Source organism: Streptomyces sp. NPDC008163 (assembly GCF_042956885.1).
Classification (GTDB): domain Bacteria; phylum Actinomycetota; class Actinomycetes; order Streptomycetales; family Streptomycetaceae; genus Streptomyces; species Streptomyces drozdowiczii_A.
In genome coordinates this window covers 128,578-147,124 of record NZ_JBIBHG010000015.1, presented here as the reverse complement: position 1 = coordinate 147,124, position 18,547 = coordinate 128,578, and the positions used below count along the sequence as shown (strand labels likewise).

The following is an 18,547-nucleotide window of genomic DNA, read 5'->3' as shown; positions in this document are numbered from 1 at the left end:
GCGGAAATTGAGCATAACGATCCGGCCGCAACCGGACACTCCGCGTGAACGGGACGTCACGCCGGTCGTACCGGCCGTACCGGGTGCATAACGGATACCCGGATACACAGCGAAGGCCCTTGACTGTCCACCGCACATCGGCGTGGATTCCCTGGTACACCCCTACGTGAAACACCCCGGAACGGGGAAGTGACCGGGGGCGTACGCGACCGTACGGACCGACCGCCGACACACGCCGCTGCCAGAGGGGGGCCATGAGACTGCTGCTCGTCGAGGACGACAACCATGTCGCCGCCGCCCTGTCCGCGATCCTCGCCCGGCACGGCTTCCAGGTGGTCCACGCCCGCAGCGGCGACGAGGCCCTGCAGGCGCTCCTGCCGACCGACACCGAGCCCTTCGGTGTCGTCCTCCTCGATCTCGGCCTTCCCGACCAGGACGGCTACGAGGTGTGCGGCAAGATCCGCAAGCGCAGCTCCGTGCCGGTGATCATGGTCACCGCCCGTGCCGACGTACGTTCCCGCATCCACGGACTCAACCTCGGCGCCGACGACTACGTGACCAAGCCGTACGACACCGGGGAGCTGCTGGCCCGTATCCACGCCGTCAGCCGGCGCAACGCGAGCAACGAGGACACCGTGTCCACGCCCGTCGCGGCCCTGCGCCTCGGGCACGTCAGCATCGAGCTGCCCACCCGCCGGGTCAGCGTGGACGGCACGGAAGTGCAGCTCACCCGCAAGGAGTTCGACCTGCTCGCGCTGCTCGCCCAGCGCCCCGGCGTGGTCTTCCGCCGCGAACAGATCATCAGCGAGGTGTGGCGCACCAGCTGGGAGGGAACGGGCCGCACGTTGGAGGTGCACGTCGCCTCGCTCCGCTCCAAGCTGCGGCTGCCCGCACTGATCGAGACGGTGCGCGGGGTCGGCTACCGCCTCGTCTCCCCGTCCGCGTAAAGGCGTACGTCCCCGGTGCGTACCCGGCTGCTCCCGCTGCTCATCATCCTGATGGCGAGTGTCCTGCTCGCCCTCGGCTTCCCGCTCGCCGTCAGCGTGGCCGCCGCAGAACAGCAGCGCGTCGTGATCGACCGCATCGACGACACGGCGCGCTTCGCCGCCCTCGCCCAGTTCATCACCGAGCGCACCCGCGGCTACGACGAACGGCGCCGTACCCTCCAGACCGAGCTGGAAACGTACAACTCGGTGTACGGGATCCGCGCCGGCGTCTTCTATCGTGACGACTCCGCCATGGCGAAGGCACCGGACGCCTGGCGGCTGCCCGTCGAGGGGGAGGGGCGAGCCGCGTTCAACGAGGCGCTGCTCGGCCGCCGCAGCCACGACCCGCCGCAGGTCTGGCCCTGGCAGAACGGCCGTGTCGTCGTCGCCTCGCCCGTCGTGCGCGACGGCGACGTCATCGCCGTCGTCGTCATCGACTCGCCGACGGGCCAGATGCGCGGCGACACGATCCGCGGCTGGCTGCTGATCGCGGCGGGCGAGGCGGTCGCCATGCTGGTCGCCGTCGGCGCCGCGATCCGGCTCACCGGCTGGGTCCTGCTGCCCGTCCAGACCCTGGACGCGGCGGCCCACGACATCGCCAGCGGCCGGATGCGCTCCCGGGTCGCCGCATCCGGTGGCCCCCCGGAACTCAGGCGGCTGGCACGCTCGTTCAACGAGATGGCCGACAACGTCGAGGACGTGCTGGAACAGCAGCGCGCCTTCGTCGCCGACGCCTCCCACCAGCTGCGCAACCCGCTGGCCGCCCTGCTCCTGCGCATCGAACTGCTCGCCCTCGAACTGCCGGAGGGCAACGAGGAGATCGCCTCCGTGCGCACCGAGGGCCGCCGCCTCGGCCAGGTCCTGGACGACCTCCTCGACCTCGCGCTCGCCGAGCACGCCGAGAGCGACCTCCAGCTCACCGACATCGGCGCCCTCACCGCCGAACGGGTCGCGTCCTGGCGCCCGGTGGCCGAGGGGAAGGGCGTACGGCTCCGAGCCGAAGGACCGCCCGCCGTCACCGCCTGGGCCGACCCCATCGCCCTGTCCAGTGCCCTCGACGCCATCATCGACAACGCCCTCAAGTTCACGCCCGCCGGGGAGGAGGTCCGCGTCACCGTCGCCTCCGGCAGCCAGGACGTCACGGTGGTCGTCACGGACGGCGGGCCCGGCCTCACCGACCAGGAGCTGGAACGGGTCGGGGACCGCTTCTGGCGGAGCTCCCAGCACCAGAACATCCAGGGCTCGGGCCTCGGCCTCTCCATCTCCCAGGCGCTCCTGGCGGCGGGCGGCGGCTCGCTCTCGTACGCGCGCGAGGAGCCGTACGGGCTCAGCGTGACGGTCTCCGTGCCGCGCCACGACCCCAAGGGCTGAGGGGCCCGGCCGCTACGGCTTGACCGAGCGGTAGTAGCGCTTCGCCCCTTCGTGCAGCGGGAGCGGATCCGTGTAGATGGCCGTCCGCAGGTCCACCAGCTGCGCCGCGTGCACCTCGCGCCCGATGCGGTCCCGGCTGTCGATCACGGTCCTCGTGAACGCCTCGGTCATCGCCGCGCCCGTGCGGTCCGTCGTGACCAGCACGTTGGCGACCGCCACCGTGGGCACGGCCTGGCCCTGCTGCGCGTCGCGGTACGCGTCGGCGGGCATCACGGCCGACCGGTAATAGCGGGTGGGACCGCCCGCCGCCTGGAGCTGCTTGATCAGCGGCTCCTCCAGCGGGACCAGCCGGATCGGGAACCGCTCCGACAGATCGGTCACCGCCGTCGTGGGCAGCCCGCCCGACCAGAAGAACGCGTCGAGCTTGCCCTCCTCCAGGAGCTTCGGCATCGTGTCGATGCCCACCGGCAACGGCGTCACGTCATGGACCGGGTCGAGACCGGCGGCCGTCATCAGCCGGTCCGCGACCAGCTTCACCCCGGACCCCGGCTGCCCCACCGCGACCGTACGGCCGCGCAGATCGGCCACGCTGTCGATGTCCGAGTCCCGCTTCACGATCAGCTGTATGTAGTCGTCGTACAGCCGGACGCAGCCGCGCAGCCGCTCGTAGCCGGGCTTGCGGGCGCGCAGATAGGTGGCGACGGCATCGGTGGTGGCGATGGTGAAGTCCGCCTCGCCCGCCGCGACCCTGGCCAGGTTCTGCTGCGAACCCTCGCTCGTCTGGAGATTTATCGACACATTGGGCAGATCCTTGGCCAGGGCCCCCTTCAGCCGCTCCCCGTAGCGCTGGTAGACGCCGCTGCGCACCCCCGTACTGAAGGACAGCGTGCCGGTGGGTGCCGGGTCGCCGAGCGGGAGCAGCCACCAGAGCAGCAGCCCGAGCACGACGGCGAGGGCGGCGCCCGCCCGCAGGGAGCGACGCCGGCCGATTCGGGACAGGGCCGGGAGCATGGCGGCGATCCTGCCAGGTCGTTCCCGGCCGTGGCCAGGGGCGCCGTCGGATCACCCGCCCGAGACGGAGAGAGCCGGGACACCACCTACCCTTGTCACATGAGCAGCGGCAACCGGAGCGAAGCAGTGGACGTCAGAAAAAGCTATGAGGTGCGCACCTACGGGTGCCAGATGAACGTCCACGACTCCGAGCGCTTGTCGGGGCTCCTGGAGGACGCCGGCTACGTGCGCGCGCCCGAGGGCTCCGACGGTGACGCCGACGTCGTCGTCTTCAACACCTGCGCGGTCCGCGAGAACGCCGACAACAAGCTCTACGGCAACCTCGGCCGGCTCGCCCCGATGAAGACCAGGCGCCCCGGCATGCAGATCGCCGTCGGCGGCTGCCTCGCCCAGAAGGACCGCGACACCATCGTCCAGCGGGCGCCCTGGGTCGACGTCGTCTTCGGCACGCACAACATCGGCAAGCTGCCCGTACTGCTGGAGCGCGCCCGCGTCCAGGAGGAGGCTCAGGTCGAGATCGCCGAATCCCTGGAAGCCTTCCCCTCCACGCTCCCCACCCGCCGCGAGTCCGCCTACGCCGCGTGGGTCTCCATCTCCGTGGGCTGCAACAACACCTGCACGTTCTGCATCGTCCCGGCCCTGCGCGGGAAGGAGAAGGACCGCCGCACCGGCGACATCCTCGCCGAGATCGAGGCCCTGGTCGCCGAGGGCGTCTCCGAGATCACCCTGCTCGGCCAGAACGTCAACGCGTACGGCTCCGACATCGGTGACCGCGAGGCGTTCTCCAAGCTGCTGCGCGCCTGCGGGAAGATCGAGGGCCTGGAGCGCGTCCGCTTCACCTCGCCGCACCCGCGCGACTTCACCGACGACGTCATCGCCGCCATGGCCGAGACGCCGAACGTGATGCCGCAGCTGCACATGCCGATGCAGTCCGGTTCGGACCAGGTCCTCAAGGCGATGCGCCGCTCCTACCGGCAGGAACGCTTCCTCGGGATCATCGAGAAGGTGCGGGCCGCGATGCCCGACGCCGCGATCTCCACCGACATCATCGTCGGCTTCCCCGGCGAGACCGAGGAGGACTTCGAGCAGACGATGCACGCGGTCCGCGAGGCGCGCTTCGCGAACGCCTTCACCTTCCAGTACTCCAAGCGGCCCGGCACCCCCGCCGCCGACATGGACGGCCAGATCCCCAAGGAGGTCGTCCAGGAGCGCTACATGCGCCTCTCCGCCCTCCAGGAGGACATCTCCTGGGAGGAGAACAAGAAGCAGGTCGGCCGCACCCTGGAGGTCATGGTGGCCGAGGGCGAGGGCCGCAAGGACGGTGCCACCCACCGGCTCTCCGGCCGCGCCCCCGACAACCGCCTGGTCCACTTCACCAAGCCGGACCAGGACGTCCGCCCCGGCGACGTGGTGACGGTCGAGATCACCTACGCCGCCCCGCACCACCTGCTCGCCGAGGGCACCCCGGTCGCCGTGCGCCGGACCCGCTCGGGCGACGCCTGGGAGAAGCGGAACGCCGCCCCGGCCGCCGCGCCGGCCGGTGTCATGCTCGGCCTGCCCGGCATCGGCGCCCCGGCGCCCCTGCCCGCGACGGCGGCCCCTGGCTGCGGCTGCGACTGAGATACGGGGGAGGGGTCGACCGGGCCGGCTGACCGGGTCGCCCGGCCGGCCCGGGGGAGGGGGCGCAGTACGCTGCCGACCATGCTTGTCGCCGCCGCTGTCTGCCCCTGTCCGCCGCTGCTCGTCCCCGACGTGGCCGCCGGTGCCGCACCCGAGCTGGACGCCGCCAGGACGGCGTGCACCGACGCCCTGGGCGTCCTCGCCGCCTCCCGGCCCGACCTGCTCGTGGTGATCGGCCCGTCCGGGCCCGCCGGACGCGGCGTCCACCCCGAGGGCGCCGTCGGGGCTTTCCGGGAGTTCGGCGTCGACCTGGAGGTTCGGCTCGGCCGGGACCGGGGGACGCGCGACGCCCGCCCCCTCCCGCCCTCGCTCGCCGTGGGCGCCTGGCTCCTGGCCCGTACGGGATGGGCCGACGCCCCCGTGGAGGGCCTGGGCGTGGGCGAGCCGCTGGAGACCGCGCGCTGCACGGAGAGCGGGCGGGAGCTGGCCCGCCGGGCGGACCGGGTCGCCCTGCTGGTGATGGGCGACGGCAGCGCCTGCCGCACGGTGAAGGCCCCCGGCTATCTGGACGAGCGCGCGGCAGCCTTCGACGCGGAGGCCGCGCGGGCGCTGGGCGCCGCCGACCCGGAGGCGCTGGCCGCGCTGGACGAGGCACTCGCCTCCGAGCTCAAGGTCGCGGGGCGCGCGCCCTGGCAGGTGCTGGCGGGCGCGGCCGAGGGAGCCGGTCTGGCCGGGCGGCTGCTGTACGAGGACGCGCCGTACGGCGTCGGCTACCTGGTCGCCACCTGGGCTTGACGGCCGACGGACGTACGGAGGGCCCCGGAGCGATCGCCGCTCCGGGGCCCTCCATACGTTCCGCCTCAGGCTGCCGGCGGAGGCGGCGGAGGTGTGCCGCCGTCCTTGTTCGCCAGCTTGTCCACCGCGTCCTTGGCCTTCTGCCGGCCCGTCACGATCTTGTCGCTGTACTTGCCCTTGGTCTTCTCGTCCACCGTCCGGGCGGCCTTCTCAAGCCCCTGGTCGATCTTGTCCCCGTGCTGCTGCGCGAGGTCGCTGACCTTCTCCTTCGCCGGGGCCAGCTTCGCCTTCACATTGTCCATGAAGCCCATCGGGCACCTTCTCCGCTCGGAAACTGTGAGAAATAACCCATATGTACAACCACTGTACGGGGAAGTCCGCACTGTCGCGTCACCTTCCCCGCGCGGGCTTCCCTCATTCGGGATACGCGGCGCAGGTTTGAGGGAGACTGAGCCGGTGACAAGCTCAGCTCCCGCACCTCGGGTCATCACCGTCGTCGGTCCCACCGCAGCAGGAAAGTCCGACCTGGGGGTGTACCTCGCCCAGCAGCTCGGCGGCGAAGTGATCAACGCGGACTCCATGCAGCTCTACCGGGGGATGGACATCGGCACCGCCAAGCTGACGCTCGCCGAGCGCGCCGCCGTACCGCACCGGCTGCTGGACATCTGGGACGTCACCGAGACCGCCAGCGTCGCCGAGTACCAGCGCCTCGCCCGGGCCGAGATCGACCGGCTCCTCGCCGAGGGCCGCACCCCGATCCTGGTCGGCGGCTCCGGCCTGTACGTGAAGGGCGCGATCGACGCCCTGGAGTTCCCCGGCACGGACCCCGGCGTCCGGGCCGCGCTGGAGGCCGAGCTGGACCAGCACGGCTCCGGTGCACTGCACGCCCGGCTCGCCGCCGCCGACCCCGAGGCCGGCCGTGCGATCCTCCCGAGCAACGGCCGCCGCATCGTCCGCGCCCTGGAGGTCATCGAGATCACCGGCAAGCCGTTCACCGCGAACCTCCCCGGCGACGACGCGGTCTACGACGCCGTCCAGATCGGCGTCGACGTGGAGCGCCCCGAACTCGACGAGCGCATCGCCCTGCGCGTCGACCGCATGTGGGAGGCGGGCCTCGTGGACGAGGTGCGCACCCTGGAGGCGCAGGGTCTGCGCGAAGGGCGTACCGCGTCACGCGCCCTCGGCTACCAGCAGGTGCTGTCCGCGCTCGCCGGCGAGTGCACCGAGGACCAGGCGCGCGCCGAGACCGTGCGCGCCACCAAACGCTTCGCGCGCCGTCAGGACTCCTGGTTCCGCCGCGACCCGCGCGTCCAATGGCTCAGTGGCGCCGTGGAGCACCGCGGGGAACTCCCCAGCCAGGCGCTGGCGTTGGTCGAACGAGCGGTTACAGCCTGATCACGTGATGGCATCGGGACGCTCCGCCCGTCATTTCGGCGACCGCGGGCGTGCCATCATCGAGCATCGATCGACTGGAGTCCGAGTTGGGAGGGCGCGTGGCGATGGAGGCCGGCCCTCGCGACACGGAACAAGACGCACCGGAACACGGCGCACCGGGCGCCGGGCGTGAGGCGGACAGCCTCAGCCCGGACGGGCCCGACGAACTCGACGTGACCCCCGAGGTCGAGGTCGAGCTGCGGCCCGCCCGCCGGCTGCGCATCTGGCAGCTCGCGCCCATCGTCGTACTCGCCGCGGTGGGCTCGCTGATGTTCGCCTTCCCGCTGGCCTTCGAGTTCGGCGACGGCGGCGCGGTCGTCGCCATGCTGGGCCTCCTGATCAGCTGCTGCGCCGCCGGATGGTCCGTGATGGCCGCCCGCCGCGTCGGCTACGCCTGGCCCGGTCTGCCCTCCAAGGGCTCGACGCAGCGACCGGACTGGCGCGTGATCGCGCTCTACGCCGGCGTCTGCGCCGTGCTCGTCGCACTCGCCGTCTGGCGCGTGGCCCGGCTGCGCTGACGGCCGGGAGCCAGGGGGCCGAGGAACGCCCCCGGACCCCGTCCGCGCACCGGACCGTTTTCCGGCTGTCGGCACAGCCTCGTACAGTTGTCCCGTGACCACCTCGCAGATCGCCTTCCTCAAGGGCCACGGCACCGAGAACGACTTCGTGATCGTTCCCGACCCGGCGAACGCCCTCGACCTGCCCGCCTCCCTCGTCGCCCGGCTCTGCGACCGTCGCGCCGGTATCGGCGGCGACGGGCTGCTGCACGTCGTGCGCTCCGCCGCGCACCCGGAGGCGAAGGCGATGGCCGAGGACGCCGAGTGGTTCATGGACTACCGCAACTCCGACGGCTCGGTCGCCGAGATGTGCGGCAACGGGGTACGGGTCTTCGCCCGCTACCTCCAGCGCGCCGGCCTGGTCGAGGCGGGCGACCTCGCCGTCGCCACCCGGGGCGGGGTCAAGAAGGTCCACGTCGCCAAGAACGGCGACGTCACCGTGTCCATGGGACGCGCCCTGCTCCCCGCCGACGGCGTCACCGTCACCGTGGGCGGCCGCGCCTGGGACGCCCGCAACGTCAACATGGGCAACCCGCACGCCGTCGCCTTCGTGGACGACCTGGACCACGCCGGTGACCTGCTCACCGAGCCCTCCTTCGCCCCCGCCGCCGTATACCCCGAGGGCGTCAACATCGAGTTCGTCGTGGACCGCGGCCCCCGCCACGTCGCCATGCGGGTCCACGAGCGCGGCTCCGGCGAGACCCGCTCCTGCGGCACCGGCGCCTGCGCGGTGGCCGTCGCGGCCGCCCGCCGGGACCAGGCCGACCCCGCGCGGACCGGCGAGCCCGTCACGTACACCGTCGACCTCCCCGGCGGCAGCCTCGCCATCACGGAGCACCCGGACGGCGGCATCGACATGACCGGACCGGCCGTCATCGTCGCCGAGGGCATGATCGATCCCGCCTGGCTCGAAACGCCGAGCGAGTAACGCTTCGCTCGAATGGGTGATCCGTTTCACGCTGGGCGAGAGCGGGACTCCGCCACGTGGTGGGCTCGGTAGCATCAAGCACCGGCCCGGAGGCGCGCCGCGCCTCCCCACCGCCGGTCGACGTCGCCGGAGGTGCCCCCATGAGTGCAGAGGCCACCAGCCCAGGTGCTCCCATCCGCAGGCGGGGCCGTCCCCGGATCGACCTCCGCAGGCTCGGCAGAGCCGCGCTCTTCGGTCCGGTCTCCCGCGACCGGCTCCCCGACGCCATCGCGCATGTCGCCGAGGTGCACCGGGTCCACCATCCCGACGCCGACCTCTCGGTCCTGCAACGCGCCTATCTGCTCGCCGAGACCTCGCACCGGGGGCAGATGCGCAAGAGCGGTGAGCCCTTCATCACCCATCCGCTCGCCGTCACCCTCATCCTCGCCGAGCTGGGCGCCGAGACCACCACACTGACCGCGTCCCTCCTCCACGACACGGTCGAGGACACCGAGGTGACCCTCGACCAGGTGCGGGAGGAGTTCGGCGAGGAGGTCTGCTACCTCGTCGACGGCGTCACCAAACTCGAAAAGGTCGACTACGGGGCCGCCGCCGAACCCGAGACCTTCCGCAAGATGCTGGTCGCCACCGGGGACGACGTCCGCGTCATGTCGATCAAGCTCGCCGACCGGCTGCACAACATGCGCACCCTCGGCGTGATGCGGCCCGAGAAGCAGGCCCGGATCGCCAAGGTCACCCGTGACGTGCTGATCCCCCTCGCCGAACGGCTCGGGGTCCAGGCGCTCAAGACCGAGCTGGAGGACCTGGTCTTCGCCATCCTCCACCCCGAGGAGTACGCCCGCACCGACGCGCTGATCACCGAGGCGGCCGAAGGCCCCGACCCGCTCGACGCCATGGCGGGGAACGTGGCATCGGTGCTCCGCGAGGCCGGAATCTCCGCGGAGGTACTGGTCAGGCCCCGCCACTTCGTCTCCGTCCACCGCGTGCGGATCAAACGCGGCGAACTGCGCGGCAGCGACTTCGGACGCGTCCTGGTGCTCGTCGGCGAGGACGCCGACTGCTACGCCGTCCTCGGTGAACTGCACACCTGCTTCACCCCGGTGATCTCCGAGTTCAAGGACTTCATCGCCGCTCCCAAGTTCAACCTGTACCAGTCGCTGCACACCGCGGTGGTCGGCCCGGACGGCGAGGTGGCCGAGATCCTCATCCGCACCCACCGCATGCACAAGGTCGCCGAGGCCGGCGTCGTCGCCCTCGGTAATCCGTACGCCTCCGAGGGCGCCCCCCAGACCGCCGAGCCGGCCGACGACGGCGAACGCGCCGACCCCACCCGGCCCGGCTGGCTCTCCCGCCTCCTCCAGTGGCAGCAGTCCGCGCCCGACCCCGACACCTTCTGGACCACCCTGCGCGCCGACCTCGCCCAGGACCGCGAGATCACCGTCTTTCGCACGGACGGCGGCACGCTCGGCCTGCCCGCCGGAGCCAGCTGCGTCGACGCGGCCTACGCCCAGCACGGCGACGCCGCCCACGCCTGCATCGGAGCCCGGGTGAACGGCCGCCTGGCCACGCTGAGCACCATGCTGAAGGACGGCGACACCGTGCAGCCGCTGCTGGCCGAGGACGCCGCGTCCGGCCCCTCGCCGGACTGGCTCGACCATGTGCGCACGCCCGCCGCCCGCATCGCCATCACCGGCTGGCTCGACGCCCACCCGCAGACGGCGGAGACCGGGCAGCCCGGTCCGCCGGCCCACCCCGACCCGCTGCCGGTCCCGCCCTCGGCGCCCCGGACCGCCCGCGCCCGCACCGCGACCGCGGTGGCCGAACGGCCGGACGCCGCAGTACGGCTCGCCGGGTGCTGTACGCCGGTGCCCCCCGACGAGGTCACCGGCATCCCCGTACGCGGCGGCGCGGCCGTCACGGTGCACCGGCTGGAGTGCCCCGCCGTGGCCCGCATGGAGGCGGTCGGCCGGACACCGGTCGCGGTGAGCTGGGGCGACGAGCAGGCGTGCCGGGTGACGCTGGTCGCCGAATCGTTCGGCCGTCCCCGCCTCCTGGCCGACCTCACCGAGGCGATCGCGGGGGCCGACGCCGCGGTGATCTCCGCGACCGTCGAGCCCCCGAGCGAACAGCGCGTGCGGCACACCTACACGCTGCGGCTCCCGGACGCGGCCGGTCTGCCCGCGCTGATGCGCGCGATGCGCGAGGTGCCCGGCGTGTACGACGTGAGCCGCGCCCAGCATCCGGCCGGGGCGCTCTGAGGTACCGGGCGGTCATCCGCGCCCTCGTGGGTACCGGGCCGTCAACCGCGTTCTCATTCGGGTGGCGCGGCGCGCGCCGCGCCCGTCCGGCGGGGCGGCGCTGATAGCCGTAGTCCATGCCGTTCCTCTCCCGCCGCTCGCGGGCCGCCGTGCTGGCCGCCGCGTCGGCCGCCCTCGTCGCCGCCGCCCTGCCCGCCGAACCGGTGCCCCTCGGCATCGGCGACCCGCTCTTCCCGCACCTCGGCAACCCCGGGTACGACGTGCTCGCGTACGACATCGGCCTCACCTACAAGGGCCGCAACGACGAGCCGCTGGACGCCGTCACCACCATCGACGCCCGGACGACCGAGCCGCTGGACCGGATCAACCTCGACTTCACCCGGGGCACTGTGCGCTCGGTCGCCGTCAACGGGCTGCGCGCGGGCTTCGAGACCGCGGGCGAGGACCTCGTCGTGCGGCCGGCGGGCCGCATCCCGGCCGGAGTGCCCCTGCGCATCACCGTCCGCCACACCAGCGACCCCACCGGCGAACAGGACAGCGGCGGCTGGGTGCGCACCGCCGACGGGCTCGCGATGGCCAACCAGGCGGACGCGGGACACCGGGTCTTCCCCAGCAACGACCACCCCGCCGACAAGGCGTACTTCACCTTCCGCGTCACCGCGCCGAACGACAGCACCGTCGTCGCCAACGGCGTCCCCGCCGGCCGCAGCCGCAACGGCGACAGCACCACCTGGACCTATCGCACCGAGCACCCCATGGCGACCGAACTGGCCCAGGTCAGCATCGGCGACACGACCGTCGTGCGGCGGACCGGACCGCACGGACTGCCCGTGCGCGACGTCGTGCCGACCGCGGACCGCGACCGCGTGGAAACCTGGCTGAAGAGGACCCCCGCCCAGCTGGAATGGATGGAGCGGCAGGTCGGGCGCTACCCCTTCGAGAACTACGGAATCCTCGTCGCCGACACCGAGACCGGATTCGAGCTGGAGACCCAGACCCTCTCCCTCTTCGAGAAGCGCCTCTTCACCGATACGCGCTTCCCCGCCTGGTACGTCGAGTCGGTCATGGTCCACGAACTGGCCCACCAGTGGTTCGGTGACAGCGTCTCCCCGCAGTCCTGGTCCGACCTCTGGCTGAACGAGGGGCACGCCTCCTGGTACGAGGCGCGGTACACCGAGGACCACATGGACGCCCCGCTGGAGGCGCGGATGCGTAATGCCTACATCCGCTCGGACACCTGGCGCGCCGCCGGTGGGCCGCCCGCCCGGCCCGCGGCCCCGAAGCCCGGCCAGAAGATCAGCCTGTTCCGGCCCGTCGTCTACGACGGCAGCGCCCTCGTCCTCTACGCGCTGCGCCAGGAGATCGGGCACGACGCCTTCGACCGGCTGGAACGGCGCTGGGTCCACAAGCACCGCGACTCCAACGCGGCCACGGCCGACTTCGTGCGGCTTGCCTCGCAGGTGGCGGGGCGCGATCTGACCGCCTTCTTCGACGGCTGGCTGTACGGGACGAAGACACCGCCCATGCCGGGGCACCCGGACTGGCGGAGCACCGCGCCGTCCGCCTCGTAAACCCGCGTGACGCCCCGGGCCCGCCGTGCCACTATCGACGGGTCGCCGAGGCGGCCGGAGCGGAGGATCCCCCCCTCGGGAATCTTCCGCACAGGTCACGCGTTGTGACTGATGCAACCACTTCTATCGACGTAAGGATCCAATGACCTCCTCTTCTTCCCTTCCCCAGGACGCGCACAACGCGCAGAGTGCCACGGAGAACGCGACCGAGAGCCTCACCGAGGGCCTGCGGGCCGACGCCCTGATGGAAGAGGACGTCGCCTGGAGCTTCGAGATCGACGGAGAGCGGGACGGCGACCAGCTGGACCGTTCGGAGCGTGCCGCGCTGCGACGTGTGGCCGGCCTCTCCACCGAACTCGAGGACGTCACCGAGGTCGAGTACCGGCAGCTGCGCCTGGAGCGCGTCGTGCTCGTCGGTGTCTGGACCTCGGGCACCGTGCAGGACGCGGAGAATTCGCTGGCCGAGCTTGCGGCCCTCGCCGAGACGGCGGGAGCCCAGGTGCTCGACGCCGTCTTCCAGCGTCGCGACAAGCCCGACCCGGCCACGTACATCGGTTCCGGCAAGGCGCGCGAACTGCGTGACCTCGTCGTCGAAACCGGGGCCGACACCGTCGTCTGCGACGGTGAGCTGTCCCCGGGCCAGCTGATCCACCTCGAAGACGTCGTCAAGGTCAAGGTGGTCGACCGGACCGCCCTGATCCTCGACATCTTCGCCCAGCACGCCAAGTCCCGAGAGGGCAAGGCGCAGGTCTCCCTGGCGCAGATGCAGTACATGCTGCCCAGGCTCCGCGGCTGGGGTCAGTCGCTGTCCCGTCAGATGGGCGGTGGCGGTACCAGCGGCGGTGGCGGCATGGCGACCCGTGGTCCCGGTGAGACCAAGATCGAGACCGACCGGCGCCGTATCCGCGAGAAGATGGCGAAGATGCGCCGGGAGATCGCGGAGATGAAGACCGGCCGTGACCTCAAGCGCCAGGAACGCCGGCGCAACAAGGTGCCCTCGGTCGCCATCGCCGGCTACACCAACGCCGGAAAGTCCTCCCTGCTCAACCGCCTGACCGGGGCGGGAGTACTGGTGGAGAACGCCCTGTTCGCCACCCTCGACCCGACCGTGCGCCGGGCCGAGACGCCGAGCGGCCGGGTGTACACCCTCGCCGACACCGTCGGGTTCGTACGGCATCTGCCGCACCACCTGGTCGAGGCGTTCCGCTCCACCATGGAGGAGGTCGGCGACTCCGACCTCATCCTGCACGTGGTGGACGGCGCGCACCCGGTGCCGGAGGAGCAGCTCGCCGCGGTGCGCGAGGTGATCCGCGAGGTCGGCGCCACGGACGTGCCCGAGATCGTCGTGATCAACAAGGCGGACGCGGCGGACCCGCTGGTCCTCCAGCGCCTCCTGCGCAACGAGAAGCACGCCATCGCGGTCTCCGCCCGCACCGGTGCCGGTATCGACGAGCTGCTCGCGCTGATCGACAGCGAGCTGCCCCGTCCGTCGGTCGCGGTCGAGGCGCTCGTGCCGTACACCCAGGGCGGACTCGTCTCCCGGGTGCACGCCGAGGGCGAAGTGGTCTCCGAGGAGCACACCTCGGAGGGCACGCTGATCAAGGCGCGGGTCAACGAGGAGCTGGCCGCGGAGCTCGCCTCGTTCATCCCCGCCGTGCACTGAGCCGTACCGCACCCGGAACGACCGGAAGGCCCGTCCCCTCGCGAGGGGACGGGCCTTCCGGCTTTCGTACGGGCGCCGCCGCTACTGGGCGCCGTACTTCTCGCTCATCATCGTGAAGATCTGCTCGGCGCCCTCGCCGAGGTGCGGTCCGGCCAGCCAGCCCGACGTCACCGGGCCGATGGACGTGTTGGACACCAGCGCCAGCTTTCCGTCGCTGCCCTCGCTGAACCATCCGCCACCGGACGAACCACCGGTCATCGAGCAGCCGATGCGGTACATCGTGGGCGTGGCGGGGCTGATCGAGAGCCGGCCCGGGCGGTCGACGCACTTGTGCATGATCAGACCGTCGTACGGCGGGGCCGCCGGGTAACCCCAGGCGCCCATCGCGCTGATCTGCGAGACCTCGGGGGCGTCGAAGTTCACCGCGAGGGCGTTGCCCACGGTCTCTTCCAGGGACTTGGTGCCGTGCTCCGGCTTCACGTGCAGCACCGCGTAGTCGTACGGGGCGCCCTCGCCGCCGGTGGGACCGCCGTCCTTGATCCACTCACCGGAGGTGCTGGCCCAGTCGGCCCAGTACGCGCCGTACGGGGCGATCTCCTGCGGCTGCGCGTTCTCCAGCGCCGCGGCGCTCTTGCCCTGGTCGTTGTACGCGGGCACGAAGACGATGTTGCGGTACCAGCCGCCGGCGGATCCGGCGTGCACACAGTGGCCGGCGGTCCACACGAGGTTGGACTTCCCCGGGTGCTTCGGGTCCTTGACGACGGTGCCCGAGCAGACCATGTGGCCCTTGGGGGAGTCGAAGAAGACCTTTCCGACCGGGGCCGCGTAGTTGTGGTACGGCGTCTTCTCGCGCTCGGCGGTGACCGGCTTGGGCTCCGGGTCCGAGACGCCCTGGTCGCCGGAGAAGTCACCGGCGGACATGGTCTTGGCCGGGTCCTTCGCCGACTTCATCCGGTCCGGCTTCCACAGCCCCTCGATGACCGGGTTGACGAAGTCCTTGGCCTCACGCAGCCACTTGTCCTTGTCCCAGTTCTTCCACTCGCCGTCGCGCCACTTGTCCGGGTCGATCCCGTGCTTCTTGAGTTTGTCGGCGAGCCCGGCGGGAAGGCCGCTGCCCTTGTCGGTGCCACCGGCGGCCGAGGCGGATGCGGATGCGGCCGGCTTGTCGGCGCCCTCGTCCTCGGTGGGCCCGCAGGCCGTGGCGGTCAGCGCGAGCGCGGCGACCAGACCGGTCGTGGCGAGCAGCGGACGTATGGATCGCATGAAAAGGAATCCCCCTGAAATCTGCACACTTGCTGTCCGTGTGCCAGGGGCCTTCGGAGCGGACTCTTCCGCTCCGAAGGCCCCTGGGCTTCCGTCGTGCGCGCCCGTATGGGCGCGGTCCTGCCTGTTACTTGTCCGCGTACTTGTCGCTGACCGCGTCGTAGACGCCCTTGGCCTCCGGGCCGAGGCGCGGTCCGGCGAGCCAGCCGGCCGTCACCGGGCCGATGGAGGTGTTCGAGACCAGTGCGGGCTTGCCGTCCTGGCCCTTGGCGACCCAGCCGCCACCGGAGGAACCGCCGGTCATCGAGCAGCCGATGCGGTACATCGTCGGGTCGTCCTGCGCGAGCGACAGACGGCCCGGCTTGTCCTTGCACTGGAACATCTTCTGGCCGTCGTACGGCGCCGCGGCCGGGAAGCCGGTGGCCGTCATGTCGGTGATCTTGGGCACCGCCGGGGCGTTGAACTCGACCGGCAGGGCGGAACCGACCGTCTCCTCCAGGGACTTGCCGCCCGAACCCTCCTCGGGCGTCACGTGCAGCACGGCGAAGTCGTACGGGGCGCCGAGGCCGCCGACCGAAGCGCCCTGGTCGATCCACTGCTGGGAGGTCTGCGCCCAGGTGCCCCACCAGATGCCGTAGGGGGCGACCTTCTCCTTCGGCGGGTTGTTCCGCAGCTCGGCCGTCGACAGGCCGCTGTTGTTGTACGAGGGGACGAAGGCGATGTTGCGGTACCAGCCGCCCTTCTTGCCCGCGTGCACACAGTGGCCGGCGGTCCACACCATGTTGGACTTGCCGGGGTGCGCCGGGTCCTTCACCACGGTCGCCGAGCAGACCATCGAGCCCTCGGGGCCGTCGAAGAACAGCTTGCCCGACTCCGGCGCGTTGTCGTGGTACTGCGTCTGCACGCCCACGGCCCGGACCGGAGAGGGCGTCGGGTCCGTCACGCCCTCGTCGCCCGAGATGTCGTTGTCGACCGGCTTCTCCGGCGGCTTGTCGGCGTCCTGCATGCGGTCCGGGTCCCAGAGACCCGCGATGATCGGGTTGATGTAGTCCTTGGCCTCACGCAGCCATGTGTCCTTGTCCCAGTTCTTCCACTCGCCGTTCTTCCACTTGTCGATGTCGATCCCGTGTTCCTTGAGCCGGTCCTTCAGATCGTCCGGGACGGCGATCTTGCTGTCCGACGTCGCACCGGCCGACGCACTGCTGCTCGGCTCGGAGTTCGCGTCGTCCTCGGTCGGCCCGCAGGCGGTCGCCGTGAGCGCGAGGACGGCGGTGAACGCGGCGGTGACGAGCACGGGGGAGGAGGCGCGACGCGCACTCCTGCCACGGCGTGTGGTGGTTCCTGGTCGAACGAGACGCATCTGCTGATCCCCCTGGGACTTCGTAACTCAACGCTTCGGTACTGCACTTGTGTCCGGCGCGCCGCAAGGTCCGCCGAACGGGCAGGGAGCAGCGCGGTCTTCGGGACGTGCCCGAGCCCGGCGCGGCCCCCACTATGCCGGTGCCGCTGTCGGCGGTGCGCGGCAGGGTTGCGCTCCGCAAGGATCTTCGGATTACCCGTGATCCTTTGCCCCCTCGATCGTTGGTACGCGTGGGGGGCACGGAGACAGCGTTCACCCTCGCAGGCCGTCCTTGCGAAATCGTACTGACGTGCAACGCAACTGTTACAGCGGGAGGATCAAGAGCCGTGGCCGTGACCGAACCAGCTCCGGCGCCACCCCTGGCCGCCCACGAAGGCATCCTGCGCCGTCAGTCGCTGCGTGAATCGGCCGCCCGCACCTACGCCAGGTCGCTGCCGATCGTGCCGGTGCGGGCCCGGGGACTGACCATCGAGGGTGCGGACGGGCGGCGCTACCTCGACTGCCTTTCCGGAGCGGGAACGTTGGCGCTCGGCCACAACCACCCCGTTGTCCTGGAGGCGATCAAGAAGGTCCTCGACTCCGGGGCCCCGCTGCACGTGCTGGATCTGGCCACCCCGGTCAAGGACGCCTTCGTCACCGAGCTGTTCAGCACGCTGCCGCGGCAGTTCGCCGACAACGCCCGGGTCCAGTTCTGCGGACCCGCCGGTACGGACGCGGTCGAGGCGGCGTTCAAGCTGGTCCGCGCCGCCACCGGCCGCAGCGGCCTGCTCGCCTTCACCGGCGCCTACCACGGCATGACGGCGGGCGCCCTCGCGGCGTCGGGCGGCGCCGAGGACGTACGGGTGACCAGGCTGCCCTTCCCGCAGGACTACCGCTGCCCCTTCGGCATCGGCGGCGAGGCCGGTGCGCGGACCGCCGCCCACTGGACCGAGAACCTGCTGGACGACCCCAAGAGCGGCACGCCCGCACCCGCCGGGATGATCCTCGAACCGGTCCAGGGCGAGGGCGGGGTCAACCCCGCGCCGGACGGCTGGATGCGCCGGATGCGCGAGATCACCGAGACCAGGTCCATCCCGCTGATCGCCGACGAGGTCCAGACCGGCGTCGGCCGGACCGGCGCCTTCTGGGCCGTCGAGCACAGCGGCATCGCGCCCGACGTCATGGTGCTCTCCAAGGCCATCGGCGGCTCCCTCCCACTCGCCGTGATCGTCTACCGCTCGGAGCTCGACACCTGGCAGCCCGGCGCCCACGCGGGCACCTTCCGCGGCAACCAGCTCGCCATGGCGGCCGGCACGGCCACCCTCGCGTACGTCCGCGAGAACGGCCTCGCCGAAAGGGCCGGCGTCCTCGGCGGCCGCATGCTGGCGAGCCTCAGGTCGCTCGCCGCCGACCATCCGTGCGTCGGGGACGTCCGGGGGAGGGGCCTCATGATCGGTGTCGAGATCGTGGACCCCGAAGCCCGCCCCCAGGGCACCGGCACCGAACCGCCGCCGGACCCGGTCCTCGCCGCCGCCGTCCAGCAGGAGTGCCTGAGCCGAGGGCTCATCGTCGAACTCGGCGGCCGGTACTCCACCGTCGTACGCCTGCTGCCGCCCCTCACGCTCACCGACGAACAGGCGACAGCGGTGGTCGACCGCCTCGCCGACGCCCTGGCAGCGGCAGAGCGCTCACCGCACCGCCGCCTGCCGACCGGATCGCTCCGCTGACCACGGACACCAGCACAGGAAGAC

15 protein-coding genes are annotated in these 18,547 nt (G+C 71.7%); 11 read left to right on the top strand and 4 right to left on the bottom strand.

From position 1 onward, the window contains the following. Positions 1 to 254 precede the first annotated feature (254 nt). Positions 255 to 947, top strand: a complete 693-nt coding sequence (locus ACFZAT_RS29120; RefSeq protein WP_391268511.1) for a response regulator — start codon at positions 255 to 257, stop codon at positions 945 to 947. A gap of 15 nt (positions 948 to 962) precedes the next feature. Next, complete coding sequence (locus ACFZAT_RS29115) at positions 963 to 2,357, top strand: ATP-binding protein (RefSeq protein WP_391268510.1); 1,395 nt, start codon at positions 963 to 965, stop codon at positions 2,355 to 2,357. Between the two features lie 12 nt (positions 2,358 to 2,369). Here ACFZAT_RS29115 and ACFZAT_RS29110 read toward each other — a convergent pair whose 3' ends face one another. Further along, positions 2,370 to 3,368, bottom strand: a complete 999-nt coding sequence (locus tag ACFZAT_RS29110) for a TAXI family TRAP transporter solute-binding subunit (RefSeq protein ID WP_391268509.1) — start codon at positions 3,366 to 3,368, stop codon at positions 2,370 to 2,372. A 99-nt stretch (positions 3,369 to 3,467) separates the two neighbouring features. Between ACFZAT_RS29110 and miaB the strand changes: the two genes are divergently transcribed. Both miaB and ACFZAT_RS29100 read left to right on the top strand, forming a co-directional pair. After that, positions 3,468 to 4,988, top strand: coding sequence for a tRNA (N6-isopentenyl adenosine(37)-C2)-methylthiotransferase MiaB (gene miaB, locus ACFZAT_RS29105; RefSeq protein WP_391268508.1), 1,521 nt, complete (start codon positions 3,468 to 3,470; stop codon positions 4,986 to 4,988). 81 nt (positions 4,989 to 5,069) lie between these two features. Continuing rightward, a complete protein-coding gene (locus tag ACFZAT_RS29100) occupies positions 5,070 to 5,783 on the top strand; it encodes a hypothetical protein (RefSeq protein WP_391268507.1) in 714 nt (237 codons plus the stop codon). Between the two features lie 65 nt (positions 5,784 to 5,848). Here the strand turns inward: ACFZAT_RS29100 and ACFZAT_RS29095 are convergent, their stop codons facing one another. Beyond that, a complete protein-coding gene (locus ACFZAT_RS29095) occupies positions 5,849 to 6,094 on the bottom strand; it encodes an antitoxin (protein ID WP_265540393.1) in 246 nt (81 codons plus the stop codon). Positions 6,095 to 6,239: 145 nt separating this feature from the next. Between ACFZAT_RS29095 and miaA the strand changes: the two genes are divergently transcribed. The 6 genes from miaA (at position 6,240) to hflX (ending at position 14,194) form a co-directional block, all read left to right on the top strand. Further along, entirely contained in the window at positions 6,240 to 7,178 is a 939-nt protein-coding gene (miaA, locus tag ACFZAT_RS29090; protein WP_391268506.1) for a tRNA (adenosine(37)-N6)-dimethylallyltransferase MiaA, read from the top strand. Positions 7,179 to 7,282: 104 nt separating this feature from the next. Continuing rightward, positions 7,283 to 7,735 (top strand): hypothetical protein, encoded by a 453-nt coding sequence (locus tag ACFZAT_RS29085; RefSeq protein WP_391268544.1) that lies wholly within the window; start codon positions 7,283 to 7,285, stop codon positions 7,733 to 7,735. Between the two features lie 94 nt (positions 7,736 to 7,829). Continuing rightward, positions 7,830 to 8,702, top strand: a complete 873-nt coding sequence (gene dapF, locus ACFZAT_RS29080; RefSeq protein ID WP_391268505.1) for a diaminopimelate epimerase — start codon at positions 7,830 to 7,832, stop codon at positions 8,700 to 8,702. Between the two features lie 140 nt (positions 8,703 to 8,842). Then, positions 8,843 to 10,960 carry an HD domain-containing protein gene (locus ACFZAT_RS29075; RefSeq protein ID WP_391268504.1) on the top strand — a complete coding sequence of 706 codons (2,118 nt, stop codon included), beginning with the start codon at positions 8,843 to 8,845 and terminating at the stop codon, positions 10,958 to 10,960. Between the two features lie 116 nt (positions 10,961 to 11,076). After that, a complete protein-coding gene (locus ACFZAT_RS29070) occupies positions 11,077 to 12,531 on the top strand; it encodes a M1 family aminopeptidase (RefSeq protein ID WP_391268503.1) in 1,455 nt (484 codons plus the stop codon). A 142-nt stretch (positions 12,532 to 12,673) separates the two neighbouring features. Further along, the gene (hflX, locus tag ACFZAT_RS29065) at positions 12,674 to 14,194 is read left to right on the top strand and encodes a GTPase HflX (RefSeq protein ID WP_391268502.1); all 1,521 of its coding nucleotides are present in this window, start codon (positions 12,674 to 12,676) and stop codon (positions 14,192 to 14,194) included. An 81-nt stretch (positions 14,195 to 14,275) separates the two neighbouring features. Here hflX and ACFZAT_RS29060 read toward each other — a convergent pair whose 3' ends face one another. Both ACFZAT_RS29060 and ACFZAT_RS29055 read right to left on the bottom strand, forming a co-directional pair. Then, positions 14,276 to 15,457, bottom strand: a complete 1,182-nt coding sequence (locus ACFZAT_RS29060; RefSeq protein ID WP_391268501.1) for a trypsin-like serine peptidase — start codon at positions 15,455 to 15,457, stop codon at positions 14,276 to 14,278. 127 nt (positions 15,458 to 15,584) lie between these two features. After that, the gene (locus ACFZAT_RS29055) at positions 15,585 to 16,817 is read right to left on the bottom strand and encodes a trypsin-like serine peptidase (protein WP_391268500.1); all 1,233 of its coding nucleotides are present in this window, start codon (positions 16,815 to 16,817) and stop codon (positions 15,585 to 15,587) included. Between the two features lie 326 nt (positions 16,818 to 17,143). On the opposite strand from ACFZAT_RS29055, the gene ACFZAT_RS29050 reads away from it, so the two are divergent. Further along, entirely contained in the window at positions 17,144 to 18,523 is a 1,380-nt protein-coding gene (locus ACFZAT_RS29050) for a diaminobutyrate--2-oxoglutarate transaminase family protein (protein ID WP_391268499.1), read from the top strand. The last annotated feature ends 24 nt before the right edge of the window (positions 18,524 to 18,547 follow it).

What these genes read in the sequence shown, in the direction of transcription:
- ACFZAT_RS29110 (WP_391268509.1), bottom strand. Translation starts at nt 3,368, where the DNA reads ATGCTCCCGGCCCTGTCCCGAATCGGCCGGCGTCGCTCCCTGCGGGCG.
- ACFZAT_RS29070 (WP_391268503.1), top strand. Translation starts at nt 11,077, where the DNA reads ATGCCGTTCCTCTCCCGCCGCTCGCGGGCCGCCGTGCTGGCCGCCGCG.
- hflX (WP_391268502.1), top strand. Translation starts at nt 12,674, where the DNA reads ATGACCTCCTCTTCTTCCCTTCCCCAGGACGCGCACAACGCGCAGAGT.
- miaB (WP_391268508.1), top strand. Translation starts at nt 3,468, where the DNA reads ATGAGCAGCGGCAACCGGAGCGAAGCAGTGGACGTCAGAAAAAGCTAT.
- ACFZAT_RS29095 (WP_265540393.1), bottom strand. Translation starts at nt 6,094, where the DNA reads ATGGGCTTCATGGACAATGTGAAGGCGAAGCTGGCCCCGGCGAAGGAG.
- ACFZAT_RS29075 (WP_391268504.1), top strand. Translation starts at nt 8,843, where the DNA reads ATGAGTGCAGAGGCCACCAGCCCAGGTGCTCCCATCCGCAGGCGGGGC.
- ACFZAT_RS29120 (WP_391268511.1), top strand. Translation starts at nt 255, where the DNA reads ATGAGACTGCTGCTCGTCGAGGACGACAACCATGTCGCCGCCGCCCTG.
- ACFZAT_RS29100 (WP_391268507.1), top strand. Translation starts at nt 5,070, where the DNA reads ATGCTTGTCGCCGCCGCTGTCTGCCCCTGTCCGCCGCTGCTCGTCCCC.
- ACFZAT_RS29060 (WP_391268501.1), bottom strand. Translation starts at nt 15,457, where the DNA reads ATGCGATCCATACGTCCGCTGCTCGCCACGACCGGTCTGGTCGCCGCG.
- ACFZAT_RS29055 (WP_391268500.1), bottom strand. Translation starts at nt 16,817, where the DNA reads ATGCGTCTCGTTCGACCAGGAACCACCACACGCCGTGGCAGGAGTGCG.
- ACFZAT_RS29085 (WP_391268544.1), top strand. Translation starts at nt 7,283, where the DNA reads ATGGAGGCCGGCCCTCGCGACACGGAACAAGACGCACCGGAACACGGC.